The sequence below is a fragment of the Stenotrophomonas ginsengisoli genome (assembly GCF_001431485.1).
Taxonomy (GTDB): domain Bacteria; phylum Pseudomonadota; class Gammaproteobacteria; order Xanthomonadales; family Xanthomonadaceae; genus Stenotrophomonas; species Stenotrophomonas ginsengisoli.
This window is the reverse complement of sequence record NZ_LDJM01000021.1, coordinates 24,004-41,765: the sequence shown is the minus strand read 5'-3', so window position 1 is coordinate 41,765 and position 17,762 is coordinate 24,004. Positions and strand designations below refer to the sequence as shown.

Here is a 17,762-nt window from a genome sequence, read left to right as displayed (position 1 = left end):
GATGACCGACAACATGCTCAACCTGGCCCAGCAGCGCCTGCTGCTGCCGGCTGGACTGGACCTGGACCGCCTGCACGGTGCCTTTGCGCACCTGTTGGGCCCGGGCATCGATTTTGGCGACCTGTATTTCCAGCACGCCCGGCGCGAGAGCTGGAGCGTGGAGGATGGGATCGTCAAGGACGGTGCACATTCGATCGAGCAGGGCGTGGGCGTGCGCGCGATCGCCGGCGAGAAGACCGGCTTTGCCTACTCCGATGACATCCAGCCGGGGGCGCTGCTCACCGCCGCGCGCTCGGCGCGGGCGATCGCCCGCAGCGGCAACACCGCCGGCGCGCATGCGCTGGCCGCACGCCCGGCACGCGCGCTGTATCCGGCCATCGACCCGATTGACGGCATGGACAACACCACCAAGGTCGAGCTGCTGCGCCGGCTGGACCGTTACCTGCGCGCGGCCGACCCGCGCGTGGTGCAGGTGATGGTGAGCCTGTCCGGCGGGGTGGACACGGTGCTGATCGCGCGCAGCGATGGCGTGCTGGGGGCCGATGTGCGCCCGCTGGTGCGTCTGAACGTGCAGGTGCTGGTGGAATCCAATGGCCGCCGCGAATCGGGCTATGCCGGCGGTGGTGGCCGTTACGGTTATGCCGAGCTGTTTGCCGATGGCCGCCCGGAAGAACTGGCGCGCGAGGCCCTGCGTCAGGCCCTGATCAACCTGGAGGCGATTCCGGCCCCGGCCGGGGTGATGCCGGTGGTGCTGGGCGCCGGCTGGCCGGGCGTGCTGCTGCACGAGGCGGTCGGCCATGGCCTGGAGGGCGACTTCAACCGCAAGGGCACCAGCGTGTACGCCGGGCGCATCGGTGAGCAGGTGGCGGCCAAGGGCGTGACCATCGTCGATGACGGCACTCTGGCCGGGCGCCGCGGCTCGCTCAACATCGATGACGAGGGCCAGCCGACCCAGTGCACCACCCTGATCGAGGATGGCCGCCTGGTCGGCTACATGCAGGACAGCCACAACGCGCGCCTGATGGGCATGGCCCCGACCGGCAACGGCCGGCGCGAATCCTTCGCCCACCTGACAATGCCGCGCATGACCAACACCTACATGCTGGCCGGCAGCCATACCCGCGAGGAGATGATTGCTTCGGTCAAGCGCGGCCTGCTGGCGGTCAACTTCGGCGGTGGCCAGGTCGACATCACCTCGGGCAAGTATGTGTTCTCGGCCACCGAGGCCTACCTGATCGAGGACGGCAAGGTCACCGCGCCGGTGAAGGGCGCCACCTTGATCGGCAATGGCCCGGAAACCATGCAGAAGGTGCGCATGATCGGCAATGATCTGGCCCTGGATGCCGGTGTCGGCATCTGCGGCAAGGACGGGCAGAGCGTGCCTGTCGGTGTCGGCCAGCCGTCGCTGTTGATCGACGGCCTGACCGTTGGCGGTACCCAGGCCTGAGTACCGCCGTGGCCGGATCAGTCTTCCAGCGCGTCGTCGTCCTGATCGATGTCCTGCTCCAGGTCAAACGCCGCATCGTCGGCGTCGTCCTGGGCCAGGTCGTCGGCGTCAATGTCGCGATCGGCAGCCAGGGCAGCGCCGCCTGCGGCCAGGACCAGGCCGCGCAGTACCTGGAACAACTCGCGGAACGCGCGCGGCGGCTTGTTCTTGGCCTTTTCGGCCACCGCGTTGCGCACCAGGGTACGCAGCTGCTGACGGTCGGCATCGGGGAAGGCGGCCACGAATTCGCCCAGCGCCGCATCGCCCTGGGCGATCAGGCGGTCACGCCACTGTTCCACACGGTGCATCTGTGCCACTTCGCGGCGGCTGACCTCGCTGGTCACATCCAGCGCATCGCGGATCGCCTGCAGGGTGGCGTCCTCTTCGCGGCGCATGTGCTTGGCCAGAAAGGCCAGCTGGCGCTTGCGCGCGCCGTGGGAGGTGATGCGCTTGGAGTATTCGATGTGCGGCAGCAGGTCTTCGGGAATCGGCAATTTGGCCAGCTGGGCCGGGGTCAGACCGACCAGTTGTTCGCCCAGGGCCAGTACTTCCAGCGCATTGCGGCGGTTCTCGCTGCGGCTGATATCAAGGTACTCACCGGTTTCTTCGTCACGTCCACGCATCGTCAAACTTTCCAGAAATCATGGCCTGGCCGGTGCCGGGCCCAAGCACACAGGATAAAGCATTGAACCCCAACGCCCTGAATACAACCGCGGCCGATGACAGCTCCCAGCGCCTGGAGCGGCTGACGCACACCGCCCAGCGCATGCTCGAGCGCGCCCAGCAGCTGGGGGCCAGCCAAGCCGAGGTCAGCTGCAACGAGGACAGCGGGCTGGAAGTGAATGTGCGCCTGGGCGAGGTGGAGACGGTGCAGTCCAGCCGCGACCGCGGCCTGGCCATCACCGTGTATTTCGGCCAGCGCCGAGGCAGCGCCTCCACCGCCGACCTGGCCGAAGGCAGCATCGAGGCCACCGTGGCCCAGGCCTGTGCGATTGCCCGCTACACCGAGGACGACCCGGCCGCCGGCCTGGCCGACCCCGCGGCGCTGGCCAGCGTGTTCCCGGACCTGGACACCTGGCACCCGGCCGCCCCGGATGCCGATGCGGCGCTGGAGCTTGCCCTGGCCTGCGAGCAGGCCGGGCGTGATGCCGATGCACGGATCAGCAATTCCGACGGTGCCGGGGTGTCGAGCAACACCAGCCTGTCGGTGTATGCCAACTCGCACGGCTTCATCGGGGCCGAGCGCAGCTCCAGCCACAGCCTGAGCTGCGCCCTGATTGCCGGCCACGGCGATGGCATGCAGCGCAACGGCTGGTACAGCGCAGCGCTGGCCTTTGCCGACCTGTGGACGCCGCAAAGTGTGGGCCGTACCGCTGCCGAACGTACCGTGGAGCGCCTGCAGCCGCGTTCATTGGCCACCGGGCAGATGCCGGTGCTGTTCGCTCCGGAAGTGGCCCGTTCGCTGATGGCACACTTCGTGGCGGCCATCTCCGGTGGCTCGCTGTACCGCAAGTCCAGCTTCCTGCTCGACAGCGTGGGGCAGCGCCTGTTCCCGGACTGGTTCGCCATCGAGGAGCTGCCGCTGCTGCCGCGTGGCTGGCGCTCGACCGCCTTTGACGGCGAAGGCGTGGCCACGGCCAATTCGCGTCTGGTCGATGACGGCGTGCTGCAGCGCTATGTGCTCAGCAGCTACTCGGCACGCAAGCTGGGCCTGCGCAGCACCGGCAATGCCGGTGGCGTGCACAACCTGCAGGTACGGGCCAATGCCGGCAACCTGGAGCAGATGGCCGCGCAGATGGGCAACGGCCTGCTGGTCACCGAGCTGATGGGGCAGGGTGTGAATGCGGTGACCGGTGACTATTCGCGGGGTGCCGCGGGTTTCCTGGTGGAAAACGGCCAGATCGGCCATGCGGTGGACGAGGTCACCATCGCCGGCAACCTGCGCCAGATGTACCAGCGCATCGTCGCGGTGGGCAATGACGTGGACCCGCGCTCTTCGGTGCAGATCGGTTCAGTGCTGATTGATCAAATGACCGTGGCCGGTGATGATTGAGTATGCTTATGGGCAGTCGCGCAGGGGGACCGAAAGTCGCGACGGTCTACCCAACTCTTTCACCCACAATTTCCAGGGAATGCCATGACTTCGTACGAGAACCAGACTCCGCCGCCGCCGACCAACAGCGGCGATGACAACAGCCTTGCCCTGCTGGTGCATCTGTCGGGCATCATTCTGGGCTTCATCGTGCCGCTGATCGTGTGGCTGGTGAACAAGGACAACCCGAACAAGGCCTTCCTCAACGACCAGTCCAAGGAAGCCCTGAACTTCCATATCAACGTGATCGTGGCCAGCATTGTGCTGTCGATCATCGGCGGCATCCTGACGGCTGTCACTTTCGGCTTGGGGGCGTTTGTCTTCATCCCGCTGATGGTTGTCTTCGGCATCGCTGTGGCAGTGTTCCTGATCATCGCCGGGCTGGCCGCGCAGAAGGGCGAGTATTACCGCTACCCCTTCATCATCCGCCTGATCAAGTAATTGCCCCAGGCGCAAGCAACAAAAAGCCCGGCCAATGGCCGGGCTTTTTTGTGCGCATCGCCGCGTGGGTCAGTGCTGGCGGTGCACGGCCATGTGAGCCAGGGCGCGCAACGCGTCGGCCTGGTCGCCGGCCGTGTCCAGGCAGGCCAGCATCTGCTGGTCCAGCTGCTGCAGGTAGTTGCGGGCACCGTCCAGGCCGAGCAGGGCCGGATAGGTGGACTTGTCCTGGGCCACGTCCTTGCCGGCGGTCTTGCCCAGGGTGGCGGTGTCGGCCTCGATGTCCAGGATGTCATCGCGGACCTGGAAGGCCAGGCCGAGCAGGTCGGCAAAACGGTCCAGCGCAGCCAGGGTGGCCGCATCATCGGTGCCGGCCAGTGCGCCCATGTGCACCGCGCTGCGGATCAGGGCGCCGGTCTTCAGGGCATGCATGCGTTCCAGCTCGGCCTGACTCTGCTGCTTGCCGGTGGCATCGATGTCCAGTGCCTGGCCGCCGCACATGCCCGGTGCACCGGCCGCGGCGGCCAGTGAACGCAACCAGCCCATCGCGGTGGACGGGGCCACATCGGCGTTGGCCAGCACCTGGAAGGCACGCGCCTGCAGGCCGTCGCCGGCCAGGATCGCGGTGGCCTGGTCAAAGGCAATATGGGTGGTGGGCTGGCCGCGACGCAGGCTGTCATCGTCCATGGCCGGCAGGTCGTCATGCACCAGCGAGTAGGCGTGGACCATTTCCACTGCCACGGCCGGGGCATCTAGCTGTTCCACCGCCGCGCCGGTGCAGCGGCCGGCGGCATACACCAGCAGCGGGCGCAGGCGCTTGCCGCCACCGAGCACGGAATAGCGCATGGCCTGGTGCAGGCGTTGCGGGGCGAGGTCGGCGGCGGGCAGGGCCGCGTCCAGCGCGGCCTCGACGCGGGCGCGCCACTGTTCAAGCAGGATCTCGGTACTCATGCGCTGGGCGGATCGAAGGCAACGGCAGTGTCCGGCTGGGCCGGATCGTTGAGCAGGTTGACCCGCAGCTGCGCCTGTTCCAGCGCCTGCTGGCACTGCCGGTACAGGCCCACGCCGCGCTCGTAGGCGGACAGGGATTGTTCCAGCGGCAGTTCGCCGGCTTCCAGGGTGGTGACCAGCTGTTCCAGTTCCTGCAGGGACTGCTCGAACTGGGCAACCGGAGATTCGGAGGTAGGGGACTTCTTGGCCATGGCCGCCAGTGTGGGCGGCGTGCCGGGTTGGGTCAACGTCCGCGCCGTTGTTGCCGGCTCAACCCGGCATGGCCGCTGGGCCGGTCGGGCGCAGCTGCAGCAGGCGCGCCCCGGCGGCCACCCGTGGCGGGGCAAAGCCCTGGGCCAACAGCAGCTGGCCCACCGCCAGCAGCTCGTCACCGTCCCACAGCAGGGGCAGCCAGCCGCGCTGCCAGGGCGGCAGCTGCAGGTGCTGCAGGCAATCCTTCAGTGCGCTGTGGTGATCACGGCCGGGCAGGCGCAAGCGCTCGCCGCCCTGGCGCAGGCTTACCTGCAAGGTGCTGGCAAAGCCGTCGCTGCCACTGAGCTGCCACAGGCTGCCATCGGGCAGGGCCAGTGGCTCACGGCCATCCCAGTGCGCCTGCCAGTGCGGGTCGGGGCGGGGTTGCGGCGGCAACAGGTACAGGTGCTCACGCCAGCGCCGCAGCTGCCAGCCGCCGGCCCACGACACACTGGCCTGGCGGTCGTGTTCGCTGCCCAGCACCTGGGTGTCCAGCAGGCGGTGCAGGTGGCCGGGCAGGGGCGGGGCCAGATGCTGTTGCAGCCAGCGGCGCAGCACCCGTGCGCGCTGGGCATCGGGCAGCGCGGCCAGGGGCGGGATCGGCAGGTGGTCAGCGCTGTGCCCGGTTGGCTGCAGTTGATCGAGCAGCTGCTGGTCGTGTTGCCGCAGCAGGCCGCTGTCCTGGCTGCAACGCTGGGCGCTCAGGGCCAGGCTGGCGGCCGCCTGCGGCCAGCGTTGGGCCAGCAAGGGCAGCACCTGCTGACGCAGGAAGTTGCGGTCAAACGCATCGCTGGCGTTGCTGGGATCCTCGATCCAGTGCAGCCGGTGCTGCCGTGCGTAGGCGAGCAGGGCGCTGCGCGGATGGGCCAGCAACGGCCGCCACAGCTGATGGGCGCCGAGCTGGCTGACTGGCTGCATCGCGGCCAGGCCATCGCAACCGGAACCGCGCAGGGCGCGCAGCAGGAAGGTTTCGGCCTGGTCGTCCTGGTGATGGGCCAGGGCCAGCCACTGGCCCGCTTGCAGGCAGTGCAGGAAGGCGGCGCGGCGGGCATCGCGCGCGCCGGCCTCCGGGCCCTGGCCATGGCTGATTACTTGCACCCGTTCGATGTGCAGGGGCACATCCAGCGCCGTGCACACCTGCTGGCAATGGCTGGCCCAGGCATCGGCCGCGTCCTGCAGGCCGTGGTGCACATGCACGGCCTGCAGGCCGGCTGCACGGATGGCCGGGTTGGCAGCCAGCCAGTGCAGCAGCACGGTCGAATCCAGGCCGCCGCTGAAACCGACCAGCAACGGGGCACCGGGTGCAGGGGCAGTTGGCAGCAGGGCAGTGGACATGGGCAGGCGGGAAGCGGCAACGCCGGGCAGTATCGCCGCTGCGCTGCCGGCAGTCACGGCAGCGGTTGGCCGTGGAGGTCAATGCGCCAGTGGCGGCCACCGAGCAGCGAATGCTGGCCGTCGGGGCTGGCCGGCACCGCCCGGCATCCCTGGCAGACCCCAGCGCTGCCGCTGTCCGGGTCAAACGGCAGGGCGCCATCGAACTGCGGGGCAATGCGTTGGGCCAGGTCGCGGTCGTAGTAACCGTAGCGGCCGGCGACGATGCCGCGGACCAGGCCGAGCTGGAAGTCATCCGGGCCGTTGTCCAGCGTGGCCACCTGCAGCAGGCGGCCATTGCGGTGCTGGTAGTAGAAGTGGCCGTCGGCCAGGATCACCGCCAGGCCGTCGGCATCATGGTGCAGATGCGCCAGGGCGCTGGCATCAAGCAGCGGTTGCCCGTCCTGCAGGCGGCAGCCGGGCAGGGGCTGCGGGCCATCCTCGAGCAACTGCCGGCAACTGGCTTGGGCCAGTGCCGGCAGGGCGGCCAGCAGCAGGCCGCTGCCCAGGGCAGCAGCCCACCAGCGGGTGTTGGGTGCCTCAGCGCGCATCGGTTGCCGGCTTGTGGAACTGCTCCAGCTGCGGCAGGGTCACCGGCACGCCGTTGCCATCACAGTTGCCGGCATCGCACATGGCCTGGCGCAGGGCCGGGGTGGCCTGGACGATGACGTGGTGGATGGAGTTCTGCTCCATCGTGCCGTACAGCGCCTTGCTGCCCGGGCCGCGGGCCCAGATGCCCACATCCTCGCCACCGTGGGTCTCGCTGCTCATCGGCACCAGCGCTTCCTGCATGTAGTCCGGATGGGCGGTGTCAACGTGGGTGAGGTCCGGGCGGCCAGCGGCCGGCTGCACCTCACGGGCGCGGTGCGGGTGGGTCTTGGGGCCGGCGGCCTGGCTGGCGGTGGCGCCGGTGTAGCCCGGGCCGTTGGCATAGCTCAGGGTGGTGTAGGGCAGGCCGAGGGCATCACGGGCCAGGTCCAGCGGGCCTTCGCCGTCTTCGCCGCCATGGTCACGGGCCTTGCCCAGGATGTCATTGCCGCGGGCCGGGTAGCCGACGAAGTTCAGGGTGTGGGAATGGTCGGCGGTGACGATGATCAGGGTGTCCTTCTCATCGGTGGCCTGCACCGCCGCACGCACCGCATCGGACAGGGCAATGGTGTCGCTCAGCGCGCGGTAGGCGTTGCCGGCATGGTTGGCGTGGTCGATGCGGGCCCCTTCCACCAGCAGCACGAAGCCCTTGTCATTGCGCGACAGGTTGGCAATGGCGGCCTGGGTCATCTGCGCCAGCGACGGCTCGCCGGCGGCATCGCCACTGCGGTCGTGCTCGTACTGCATGTGGTCCGGCTCGAACAGGCCGAGCACGGCCGGGGCCGTGGCGGCATGGGCGAGGAACTGCTGGCCATTCCACAGGTACTGGCCGCCGGGGTTGGCGGCCTGCCATTCGTTGATCAGGTTGCGGCCATCGGTGCGGCGGCCCTTGACCTGCGGGTATTCCGGGTCCGTGGTATCGGTGGGGGTGAAGAAGCTGCGGCCACCGGCCAGCACCACCTGCGGGCCGCTGCCATAGCGCGGTGCATCGAGCAGTTGCTGGGCGATGTCGCGGCAGCCTTCGGCCTGGGCCTGGGCCGGCACACTGGCTTCCCAGTTGCGGTCCGGGCTGTGGGCATAGGTGGCCGCCGGCGTGGCATGGGTCAGGCGCGCGGTGGTGACGATGCCGGTGGCCAGGCCGGCGCTGTCGGCCAGCTGCAGCCAGCTCAGCACCGGCTTGTGCAAGGAGCCGGCGCAGTCCAGACGTTTGCCGGCCGACACGCCGATCGCGCCCATGTGGGTCTTCACCCCGGAGGCAATGGCGGTCATGGTGCCGGCCGAGTCGGGGGTCTGGGCATCGGTGTTGTAGGTCTTGGAGAACGCGCTGGCCGGGAAGTGCTCCCAGCTGAGCAGGTTTTCCTCGCCCGGCTGGCCCTGGCGCTGGCCTTCCAGGATGCGGGCGGCGGCCACCGTGGTCAGGCTCATGCCATCGCCCAGGAACACGATCACGTTGCGGGCCTTGCCGGCCATGGCACCGCGCGCGGCGGCTTCGGCCGCGCCGTGGGTGTACCACCACTGCGGGGTCTCGCCCTGCGGCCGGGAGATTGCCGGCACCGGCACGACGATGGCATCGGCAGCCGGGTCGGGGCTTGCGGTGGTGGTGGACGGATGGCTGGCGCAGGCGCCCAGGGTCAACGAGGCCAGGGCGGTGGCCAGCAAGGTGGTGCGGGACATGGGATCACGATCAGGTACAGAGGCCCCCATTATGGTCCGGTTGCACGACAGTCGTGATACAGCGGTGTTCCAAAAATGGCGACCTAGTGCCATCAGTCATGCGGTATCGTTCATCCCTCGCAACGTGGACCTGTTTATGAAACTGCTCACCGCCTGGTTGGCGCGCCCCTTCTGGCAGCGCGTGGTTACCGGTTTTGTGCTCGGTGCCCTGGCCGGCTGGCTGCTCGGGCCGACCGCCGCGCAGTGGTTCGGGCCGCTGGGCGAGCTTTATGTGACCCTGATCAAGATGATTGCCGTGCCGCTGGTGTTCTTTGCGGTGATCAATGCGGTGTCCTCCCTGCACGGGCAAAAATCGGTGGCCGCACTGGGCGGGCGCACCTTTGCCTGGTTCGTGGCCACCGCCGCGCTGGCCGTGGGCGTGGCCTTCACCGTGGGCAGCGTGCTGCAGCCCGGTGCCGGCCTGATCGGGCTGGCCGCCGATCCGGAATGGGTGCCGCGTGATGTGCCCTCCATCGGCCGGGTGCTGATGGATGTGGTGCCGTCCAATGTGTTCTATGCCATGACCAGCATCGGCACCAAGGTCAATGCCGCCGGTGAGACCGTGCTGGCCGCCGGGCGTGGCTCGATCCTGCCGGTGATCTTCTTTGCCGGCCTGCTCGGCTTTGCCATGGTCAAGCTGGGCGAGAAGGTCAGCCTGGCCCGGCAGCTGGTCGGCCAGCTGGCCGATGTGATGATCCAGGTCACCCGCTTCGTGCTGCAGCTCACCCCGATCGGCACCTTCGGCCTGATTGCCGGCCTGGTCGGCAGCTATGGCTTCGAGAAGCTGCTGCCGTTCGGCAACTTCGTGCTGGCCCTGTACATCGCCTGCGCCCTGCACATCGTGGTGGTCTACGGTGGCCTGCTGCTGGCCCATGGCCTGAACCCGCTGAAGTTCTTCCGCGGTGCGGCCCCGGGCATGCAGGTGGCCTTTGTCAGCTCCTCCAGCTTTGCCTCGATGCCGGTGGCGATGCGCTCGATCACCGACAACCTGGGCGTGAACAAGGATTACGCCGCCTTTGCCGTGCCGCTGGGGGCGAGCATCAAGATGGATGGCTGCGGGGCCATCTTCCCGGCCCTGTGCGCGGTGTTCATCGCCCAGTACACCGGGGTGCCACTGACCCCGGAGCAGTACGTGGTGATCCTGATTGCCTCGGTGCTGGGCAGCTTCGGCACCGCCGGGGTGCCGGGCACGGCGGTGGTGATGGCCACCGTGGTGCTCAGCGCGGCCAACCTGCCGCTGGAGGTGATCGGTTACCTGTTCGCCATCGACCGAATCCTGGACATGATGCGCACCATGACCAATGTCACCGGGCAGATGCTGGTGCCGGTGCTGGTGGCCCGTGAGACCGGGTTGCTGGATACCGCCCAGTACCAACGGGCACAGGCGCCTGCAGACAGCCATTGAGCCTTGTCCACGCTTGGCCTGCAAAGAGCCGCCGTTCAGGCGGCTTTTTTGTGCCTGCCTGTGCAGCGTTGTCCGCTGGTGTACAGCTGTAACAGGGGGTGTAACAGGGCTGTTACAGCCTGCTGCAGGCCTTGTGCGGCGTACCCGTTGACGTGTTCATATGCGGTTTACCCGGTGGCGATGCTCAGCTGGCGTTGCATCCAGTGAGCACAGCGTGAGTACTGGTTTCAGCTGCAAGCGGTTGAAAATAATGGAAATTAAAAGTTGGCACGCTAACTGCTCAGCTCTGGGGGGATTGCCCACGGAGCATGCCGATGTCCCTCTACCGCCCCTTGCTGCTGATCGTTGCCGGCACCGGCCTGGTGCTGTCTGCCGGTCTGGCCCAGGCCTCCGGAGCCCGTCAGGGGGTGACCCCGCGTCACGGCGAGATGGTCCTGCTGCGTGATGTCAGCACCCGGCCGGCCTACCGCATGCAGCCCCCGGGCATGGCCCTGATCGCCGATCCCTCCCCCCGGCGTGAACTGGCCCAGACCCTGGGTACCCCGGACGGCATGCAGGAACTGGACGAGCAGGACTACGCCAGCCTCGGCGCCAGTCCGCCGGCGGCGCTGGCACCGGCCAGCAGCAGTGTGGGCCGGATCACCGACCAGGCCCTGGGCCAGAGCCTGGGCCGGGTAACCGGACGTGATGGCGTGCTTTCCGGTGACCGTCTGGGTGGCGCGATTGCCGGCCCGACCGGGGCCATTGGCCGTACCACCGGTTCGCTGGCCAACACCATCACCGGTGCACTGGGGCAATTGCCGATGGGCCAGGCTGCCAGGACCGGAGGTGGGCCGTGAACGTGCGTGCTGCCGCAGTGGCTGTGCTGACGATGCTGCTGCCCGGTGTTGCGGCAGCATCGTCGGCCACGGCGGACGGCTACAGCCAGATGCTGGCCTACCTGACCCACAGCCGGCTTGATGGCCAGGTCCTTGCCGGTGCCAGCGGCTCGATCAAGCTCAACCAGGCCGCGGGCGACCTGAACCGGCAATACAACGGCCATGCCCTGGCCAGCGGCGGCCAGGCCGCGGTGCAGGTGGCCATCAATCAGCGTGGTGACGATCGGCTTGCTGCCGATACCCCGCTGCAGGCCCGTGCCGAACTGGACGGGCAGGTCCTGGCCGGCGGCAGCGGGCTGGCCTCGATCAACCAGGTCAGCGGCCAGGCCAATGACCAGGCCAATGCCGTAGCAGTGGTGGCCAGCCCACAGCGGCCGCTGTCGCAGGCCCTGCTGCCGGCCGTACCCACCGCAGTGGCCATGCGTCGCCCCTCTGCGGCGGGCCTGCGCCAGGCAACGCTGGGCGCTGATGCCCTGCGCGGCTATGCCGGCGTACTGCAACTGAACCAGATAGCCGGCTCATTCAATGCCGTGGAGAACCGCCTGGGGCTCCACGTGCAGACCGGACCGTAAACCCACCCAGGCCATGTCGTAGTGTCCACTGTCAACGAGAGAGAAAACCATGAACGCGACGTATCGCAAGCATGCTGTTGCCTTGGCTGTTGCCGCAGTAATCGCCGCTCCGGCCGCCATTGCCGCCCCCCCGGTGGTCAATGCCGAAGCCAACCTGGCCCTCAATGCCGAGGCCAACCTGCTGCTCAATGCCGAGGCCAATCTGCTCTACAACCGCACCGACACCCAGGTCCGTGACCGGGCCGAGTGGGAGCGCACTGCGCATGATTCTTCCACCGTGGAACGCAATTACAGCGAGACCAGCCAGGTCGACCACGACACCACCGTCAACAGTGACACCAACATCAACTACAGCCACAACGCCAACACCGATGTGCGCACCGAGGTCAACGAGCATGATGTGGGCGTGCGCCTGCGCAAGGACCTGTCGCTGAGCTCGGATATCGCCTTCAGTGGTGATCCGACCATCAGCGGTGACATCGCCATCGACTCGGCGGCCATTGCCGTGGTCGACAACCGCCAGAGCATCACCGGCAACCAGGCCACCAACCACCTGCTGGACAACGATGCGGCAATCACCGATGACGTGGCTGCCAATGCCTCGGGCAACCTGGGTTTCAACGTCGCCGCTGGTGACAACAACACCCAGGACAACGCCGCCTCGCTGTCGGCTGCCGATGCCTCCTTCAGCTTCGGCATGGCCGATGCCGAGGTCTTCGTCAACCAGCATGGTTCGGGCAACAACACCGTCAACATGGGCGTGACCAACGCCGCTGGCCTGTCCGGCAATGCCTTCAGCGGCGCGGCCGGCAACATCGGTGTCAACGTTGCCTCGGGCAACAACAATGAGCAGAAGAACGCCCTGGCCGCGTCGGTGGCCACCAGCGCCTATGCGCAGTCCTCGATCAGCTCCAACCAGACCTCCAGCGGCAACGCGGTCAACAACCAGGGCTACTTCGATGAAGTGACCTCCACCACCCAGATCTCGCTGGGCGGCACGGTTGCCGGCACCACCAGCAGCAGCGGCAGCGGCGACTATGCCGGCAGCGGCAATTCCTACCAGAAGACCAACTTCTACGTGGACAACTGGACCGGCAACCGCCATACCGGCGGCAATCCCGATGGTCACAGCGACTGGGATATCGATACGCAGGGTGCGGTCGCCAACCCGAACCGTCCTGGCGTCGGTGGCATGGCCTGGGATACCGACGAGGCTGGCAGCATCGCGATGGAAGAAATGGGCACGGCCGACCTGCAGGCCAGCCTGACCGGCACGGTGACCACCACCGATTTCATTGCGGTGTATGCCACCAACACGGCCGGCCTGAGTGGCAGTGCGTTCTCCAACGCCTCGGGCAACATCGGGGTCAACGTGGCTTCGGGTACCGGCAACCTGCAGGCCAACAGCCTGGCCCTGGCCGTGGCCCAGCCGTCCACCGGCGGTGGCAACGGCGGCGGCGAGTAACGGATTGGAGCGGGGCATGGCGGCGCAACGCCCCGTGCGTTCTGAGACCCGGCACCTCCGCCAAGGTGCCGGGAATCGGGGTACTCCAGCCCTCACTCCCCCGTGGGCTGGGGTACCTGTCTTTGCGGCAGCAGCCAGCCAGGTGCCGTGCCGTTGTGGCAAGGGCCTGCAACCAGGAGTGGCAATGATGCGTGCAGCTTGGATTGGCCTGATGTGTCTGGCGCCGTGGATGGCCGCCGCGCAGCAGGTGAGCTTTTCCGGGGTACTGCCCAATGGTGCGTTGTACCAGGCCCCGGTGCAGAGCATGCAGCAGCAGCGCTACGCCAACCTGGTCCGGCAGCAGACCGATTACAGCTGCGGCGCGGCTTCACTGGCCACCATCCTGCGTTACGGCTATGGCCTGGATGTGGACGAGGCCACCGTCATCGAAGGCCTGCTGGGTGTGGCCGATCCGGAACTGGTGGCCCAACGCGGATTTTCGTTGCTGGACATCAAGCAGTACGTGCAGTCGTTGGGCATGCGTGGACGTGGTTACCGCATCAACGAGCAGCGCCTGCGTGCGTTGCGGGTACCGGCCCTGGCCTTGATGGATGTGGCCGGCTTCCGTCATTTCGTGGTGCTCAAGCAAGTCCACGGGGACACCGTGGAAGTGGCCGATCCGATCCTGGGCAACCGCAGCCTGAGCGTGGAGCAGTTCATGGCGGCCTGGCCGTCCCGTGCGGTGTTTGTGGTGATCGGCTCGGGTTTTGACCGCAACACGGCCCTGCTGCAACCCAGTCAACGCCCCAGTGCACGCAGCCTGTTGGCGCGTCAGGGGGTGCGGCCGTTGAGCGAGGCCGAACTGCTGGATTTCGGCTTCAGCCATGCGGATCTGTTTTGAACATGCACCGTCAGGAGTCAGGGCAATGAACATGCAAAACGGCAAACGCGGTGCTGCCGCGGCCTCGATGATGCTGTTGGCCGGCCTGCTGGGCACGGCTGCGGCACAGGCGCAGTCGCCGGCAGCAGACAAGCCGCGCCTGCAGGAAATCAGCGATGCCGAACTGGCCGCGATGCGCGGCCGTTACACCCTGGCCGGCAATGCGGTGGCCTGGTTCGGGGTCAGCCTGATCTCGCAATGGCGCAGCGGTGATGGCCAGCAGCTGGCGGCAGGCCTGCAGCTGGGTGTGGACCTGCGCTCGGGCAGCCCCCGTTTCACCTACCAGCCCACGGTCAACATCGCCTACCAAGGGGACGCTGGCAGCCTGGGCAGTACCACGCTGCGGCAGATCGACAGTGCGGGCCTTGCCAACGCATCGGGCTTTGTCCAGGCGGTGCAGCTGGCCGGTGATGGCAACCAGGTCAGCAACCAGGCCGAGCTGGTGATCCGTGACGGCCCGGTGCCGCAGATGGCGGCCGGCAGCGCGGCGGGCAGCGCCGGCGCGGTCAACGGCCCGGCCTCGGTGCAGGCCTGGGTGGATGGCCAGCGTGCCGGGGTAACCCTGCAGCTGGCCGGGCAGGGCCAGGTACGGCAATGGCTGGGTGGCGGCCAGGTCGGGCAATCGGTGGCGCTGGCCAGCGACGGCAGCTGGGTCAGCAACCAGCTGCGGCTGGAGGTGGTGCGAGGGCCAGCGGTGGCTGGCAGTGGCTTGGCACAGAACGTGGCCCAGGCACTCGGCAGCAGCCGGGGGCTGGGCAACATCGGTGGGCCCTGAGCGCGCAGGCGCTTGATCCGGGTCCGGCAGACAAGAGGCATCAATCATGAAACCACTGGCGATGGCGGCGCTGGTCAGTCTGGGTTTGCTTGCCAACCGGGCGATGGCCCAGGACGGGCAGGGCACAGCGGCAATGACCGGGCAGGACGAAGCGGGCAACGAGGACCAGGTGCAGGCCCTGGTCGCACAACTGGAGGCGCTCAAGGCCAGTTATGCGCAGGAAGTACGCCGCCTGCGCGAACTGGACATGCAGGTCCAGGCACTGCAGTCGCGCCTGGGCGGGCGCGCTGCCGCATTGCCGGCAACCAGTGCGGCAGCACCAGCAGCAGTCCCCGCAGCGGCCCCACCGGCGCCGGCCAGCGCGGCCAACGGGGCCGAACTGGCCAGCCAGGCCGGGACCGCGGCCGAGGCCGAGCAGGCGCGCAGCCAGAGCCTGCGCAGCGTCGATGACGTCAAGCAGCAGCAGGCGGCGCTGTTCAACCGGCGCCTGAGCGTGGAGGCCGGGCTGGCCTACACCCGGTATGACCGCAAGCAGCTCACCCTGAATGGTTTTCTGGCCCTGGATGCGATCTTCCTGGGCAACATCGGCATCGAGAATGTCGAATCGGACACCGCCACCCTGAGCCTGGCCACACGCTGGGGGGTGACCCCGCGCTTGACCCTGAGCGCCGAGGTGCCGTGGATCGAGCGCAAGACGGTATACCAGAAGGGCGGTGCCGGCGGCTCGGCAGCGGCCATTGCCCAGCAGACCTCCAGTGGCGGCGGCCTGGGCGATGCGAGCGTGAGCGCCAACTTCAAGCTGTTGTCCGAGCGGGCGCGCTGGCCGGAAACCGTGCTCACCGCCGGCATCACCGCGCCGACCGGACGTGAGCCCTACGGGGTGGACTGGCGGGTGATAGAGCGCGATGACGATGATTTCATCCGCTTTGCCGTGCCGGGCGAGCAGCCCACCGGCAACGGGGTCTGGCAGGCCAACCTGGGCGTGTCGATGGTCAAGACCGCCGACCCGGCGATCCTGTTTGCCAACTTCGGTTACATCTACTCCCAGCAGGGCAGCTTTGATGACCTGGATTCGAACCCGGACACGGTCAATCCCGGTGATGTGAAGCTGGGCAACGTGTTCTATGCCGGTGCCGGTCTGGCCTTTGCCTTCAACGAGCGCACCAGCCTGAGCCTGTCCTATTCGGGGCGTTTCAGTGCGCGGGCCAGGACCCGCTACCGTGGCGGGGAATGGACCAAGGTGATCGGCAGTGACGGCAATGCCGGCACCCTGAACCTGGGCATGACCTATGCGATCAACCGTCATGCCACCGTGGTGACCCAGTTGGGCGTCGGCCTGAGCCCGGATGCGCCGGACTTCAGCCTGTCCTTCAAGCTGCCCTACGCGTTCTGATCCAGCGCGCCGGTTGCCGGTTGCCGTTCGATCCCATGGCGGCGGCACAGGCGGTAGATCGTCACCCGCGACAGGCCCATCGCCCGGGCCGCCGCACTGATGTTGAACTGATGCTCCTGCAGGCAGTGCAGCAGCGCCTGGCGTTCGGCCTGGCGGCGCGCATTGCCCAGCGGGCCTTCGCTGGCCGCATCCGGGCTGCCTGGTGCGGCCAGCTCCATGTCCTGCGGCTGGATCAACTCATGCTCGCAGGTCACTGCCGCGCGCTGGATGCGGTTGATCAGCTCGCGCACATTGCCCGGCCACGGCCAGTGCGCCATGGCCGCCAGGCAGGCCGGGCTGAAACCGCGGGCACGGCAGCCATGGCGCTGGCGGAACTGCTCCAGCGCATGGCCGGCGAGCAGGGCAATGTCATTGCCGCGTGCCGCCAGCGGCGGCATGTGCAGGCGCAACACGTTCAGGCGGTAATACAGGTCATTGCGGAAGCGGCCGGTGGCCACGGCCTGCTCCAGCTCGACATGGGTGGCGGCCAGCACGCGCACGTTGACCTTGACCGGGGTATGGCTGCCCACGCGCTCCAGGGTGCCCTGCTGCAGCACGCGCAACAGGGCCGTCTGGGCATCGGCGGGCAGGTCGCCGACCTCGTCCAGGAACACGGTGCCGCCGTCGGCGTGTTCGAACAGGCCCAGGCGGCGGGTAAGGGCACCGGTGAAGGCGCCACGCTCGTGGCCGAACAGTTCGGACTGGATCAATGCCGCCGGGATGGCCCCGCAGTTGATGGCCAGCATCGGCTGCTGCGCGCGCGGGCTGAGCTGGTGCAGGGCGTGGGCAGCCAGTTCCTTGCCGGTACCGGTCTGCCCGGTGATCAACACCGGCAGCTCGACCGGTGCGAACTTGCGCACCGTGGTGCGGGTCAGCAGCATCGCCGGGCTCTGGCCGAGCAGCTTGTCCAACGGGGCCGGATTGGCGGGCAGGCCGGCCCCGCGCAATGACAGCAGGGCATCGCTGAGCTGCTGTTCCTGCAGTGGCCCCTGTAGGACCCTGTCGCATTGCCGGCTCAGGGGGACCCATTGCCGGTGGCTGGAAGGTGGCCCTTCGGGCAGCACGCACAGCCGGGGCAGCTGGGCACTGACGGCCAGGCTGTGGAGCAGGGCCGGCAGCTGGCTGGTGGCCATGCTGCACAGGTCAAACAACAGGGCGACCATGCCGTGGCCGCGCAGGGACAGGGATACCGGTAATTCGGGTGGCTGTTCGCGCAGGGACCAGCCATCGGCGGCCAGCAGTTGCCGAATGTGTTCGGGGCATTGCCCGAACCAGATCAGGCAATGCGGTGCGTCCTGCACGATTGCAGCCATCTTGCTCCCCCCCTTGCCATTGCCGGTAGCCAGGACCCGCACGCCGTGGCTGCGGGCCTGTGACCGTGTGCAG

17 protein-coding genes are annotated in these 17,762 nt (G+C 67.9%); 10 read left to right on the top strand and 7 right to left on the bottom strand.

The features are described 5' to 3' along the window. Position 1: 1 nt before the first annotated feature. A complete protein-coding gene (gene tldD / locus ABB30_RS08665) occupies positions 2-1,447 on the top strand; it encodes a metalloprotease TldD (protein ID WP_057637904.1) in 1,446 nt (481 codons plus the stop codon). A gap of 17 nt (positions 1,448-1,464) precedes the next feature. On the opposite strand, the gene yjgA is transcribed toward tldD, so the two are convergent. After that, on the bottom strand, positions 1,465-2,109 hold the full coding sequence (yjgA, locus tag ABB30_RS08660; protein ID WP_057637903.1) for a ribosome biogenesis factor YjgA: 645 nt from the start codon (positions 2,107-2,109) through the stop codon (positions 1,465-1,467). A 62-nt stretch (positions 2,110-2,171) separates the two neighbouring features. Here yjgA and pmbA point away from each other — a divergent pair, with 62 nt between their 5' ends. Beyond that, on the top strand, positions 2,172-3,539 hold the full coding sequence (gene pmbA / locus ABB30_RS08655; RefSeq protein WP_057637902.1) for a metalloprotease PmbA: 1,368 nt from the start codon (positions 2,172-2,174) through the stop codon (positions 3,537-3,539). 84 nt (positions 3,540-3,623) lie between these two features. Beyond that, a complete protein-coding gene (locus tag ABB30_RS08650) occupies positions 3,624-4,019 on the top strand; it encodes a DUF4870 domain-containing protein (protein ID WP_057637901.1) in 396 nt (131 codons plus the stop codon). 69 nt (positions 4,020-4,088) lie between these two features. Here ABB30_RS08650 and ABB30_RS08645 read toward each other — a convergent pair whose 3' ends face one another. From ABB30_RS08645 to ABB30_RS08625, 5 genes are read right to left on the bottom strand one after another with little or no spacing between them, the layout of a single operon-like run. Continuing rightward, positions 4,089-4,967, bottom strand: a complete 879-nt coding sequence (locus ABB30_RS08645; protein WP_057637900.1) for a polyprenyl synthetase family protein — start codon at positions 4,965-4,967, stop codon at positions 4,089-4,091. Beyond that, positions 4,964-5,218 carry an exodeoxyribonuclease VII small subunit gene (locus tag ABB30_RS08640; RefSeq protein WP_057637899.1) on the bottom strand — a complete coding sequence of 85 codons (255 nt, stop codon included), beginning with the start codon at positions 5,216-5,218 and terminating at the stop codon, positions 4,964-4,966. Before ABB30_RS08640 ends, ABB30_RS08645 begins: the two co-directional genes overlap by 4 nt. Positions 5,219-5,276: 58 nt before the next feature. Beyond that, on the bottom strand, positions 5,277-6,593 hold the full coding sequence (gene tilS, locus ABB30_RS08635) for a tRNA lysidine(34) synthetase TilS (protein WP_057637898.1): 1,317 nt from the start codon (positions 6,591-6,593) through the stop codon (positions 5,277-5,279). Positions 6,594-6,646: 53 nt separating this feature from the next. After that, entirely contained in the window at positions 6,647-7,180 is a 534-nt protein-coding gene (locus tag ABB30_RS08630; RefSeq protein WP_057637897.1) for a hypothetical protein, read from the bottom strand. Next, on the bottom strand, positions 7,170-8,891 hold the full coding sequence (locus ABB30_RS08625; RefSeq protein WP_057637896.1) for an alkaline phosphatase family protein: 1,722 nt from the start codon (positions 8,889-8,891) through the stop codon (positions 7,170-7,172). The genes ABB30_RS08630 and ABB30_RS08625 overlap by 11 nt, the downstream gene beginning before the upstream one ends. Before the next feature lie 136 nt (positions 8,892-9,027). On the opposite strand from ABB30_RS08625, the gene ABB30_RS08620 reads away from it, so the two are divergent. From ABB30_RS08620 to ABB30_RS08590, 7 genes are all read left to right on the top strand, one after another. Continuing rightward, positions 9,028-10,335 carry a dicarboxylate/amino acid:cation symporter gene (locus tag ABB30_RS08620; RefSeq protein WP_057637895.1) on the top strand — a complete coding sequence of 436 codons (1,308 nt, stop codon included), beginning with the start codon at positions 9,028-9,030 and terminating at the stop codon, positions 10,333-10,335. A 314-nt stretch (positions 10,336-10,649) separates the two neighbouring features. Beyond that, positions 10,650-11,174 carry a hypothetical protein gene (locus ABB30_RS08615; RefSeq protein WP_057638023.1) on the top strand — a complete coding sequence of 175 codons (525 nt, stop codon included), beginning with the start codon at positions 10,650-10,652 and terminating at the stop codon, positions 11,172-11,174. Beyond that, positions 11,171-11,785: a hypothetical protein gene (locus ABB30_RS08610; protein ID WP_057637894.1), complete on the top strand. Its 615-nt coding sequence runs from the start codon at positions 11,171-11,173 to the stop codon at positions 11,783-11,785. The genes ABB30_RS08615 and ABB30_RS08610 overlap by 4 nt, the downstream gene beginning before the upstream one ends. Before the next feature lie 49 nt (positions 11,786-11,834). After that, the gene (locus ABB30_RS08605; protein WP_057637893.1) at positions 11,835-13,250 is read left to right on the top strand and encodes a hypothetical protein; all 1,416 of its coding nucleotides are present in this window, start codon (positions 11,835-11,837) and stop codon (positions 13,248-13,250) included. Between the two features lie 187 nt (positions 13,251-13,437). Further along, the gene (locus ABB30_RS08600; RefSeq protein ID WP_057638022.1) at positions 13,438-14,130 is read left to right on the top strand and encodes a C39 family peptidase; all 693 of its coding nucleotides are present in this window, start codon (positions 13,438-13,440) and stop codon (positions 14,128-14,130) included. Between the two features lie 25 nt (positions 14,131-14,155). Continuing rightward, a complete protein-coding gene (locus ABB30_RS08595) occupies positions 14,156-14,944 on the top strand; it encodes a hypothetical protein (protein WP_057637892.1) in 789 nt (262 codons plus the stop codon). Positions 14,945-14,990: 46 nt separating this feature from the next. Then, positions 14,991-16,337: a transporter family protein gene (locus ABB30_RS08590; protein WP_057637891.1), complete on the top strand. Its 1,347-nt coding sequence runs from the start codon at positions 14,991-14,993 to the stop codon at positions 16,335-16,337. Here ABB30_RS08590 and ABB30_RS08585 read toward each other — a convergent pair. Next, positions 16,325-17,689, bottom strand: coding sequence for a sigma-54 interaction domain-containing protein (locus ABB30_RS08585; protein WP_057638021.1), 1,365 nt, complete (start codon positions 17,687-17,689; stop codon positions 16,325-16,327). The two genes, ABB30_RS08590 and ABB30_RS08585, sit on opposite strands and share 13 nt — an antisense overlap. Positions 17,690-17,762 lie beyond the last annotated feature (73 nt).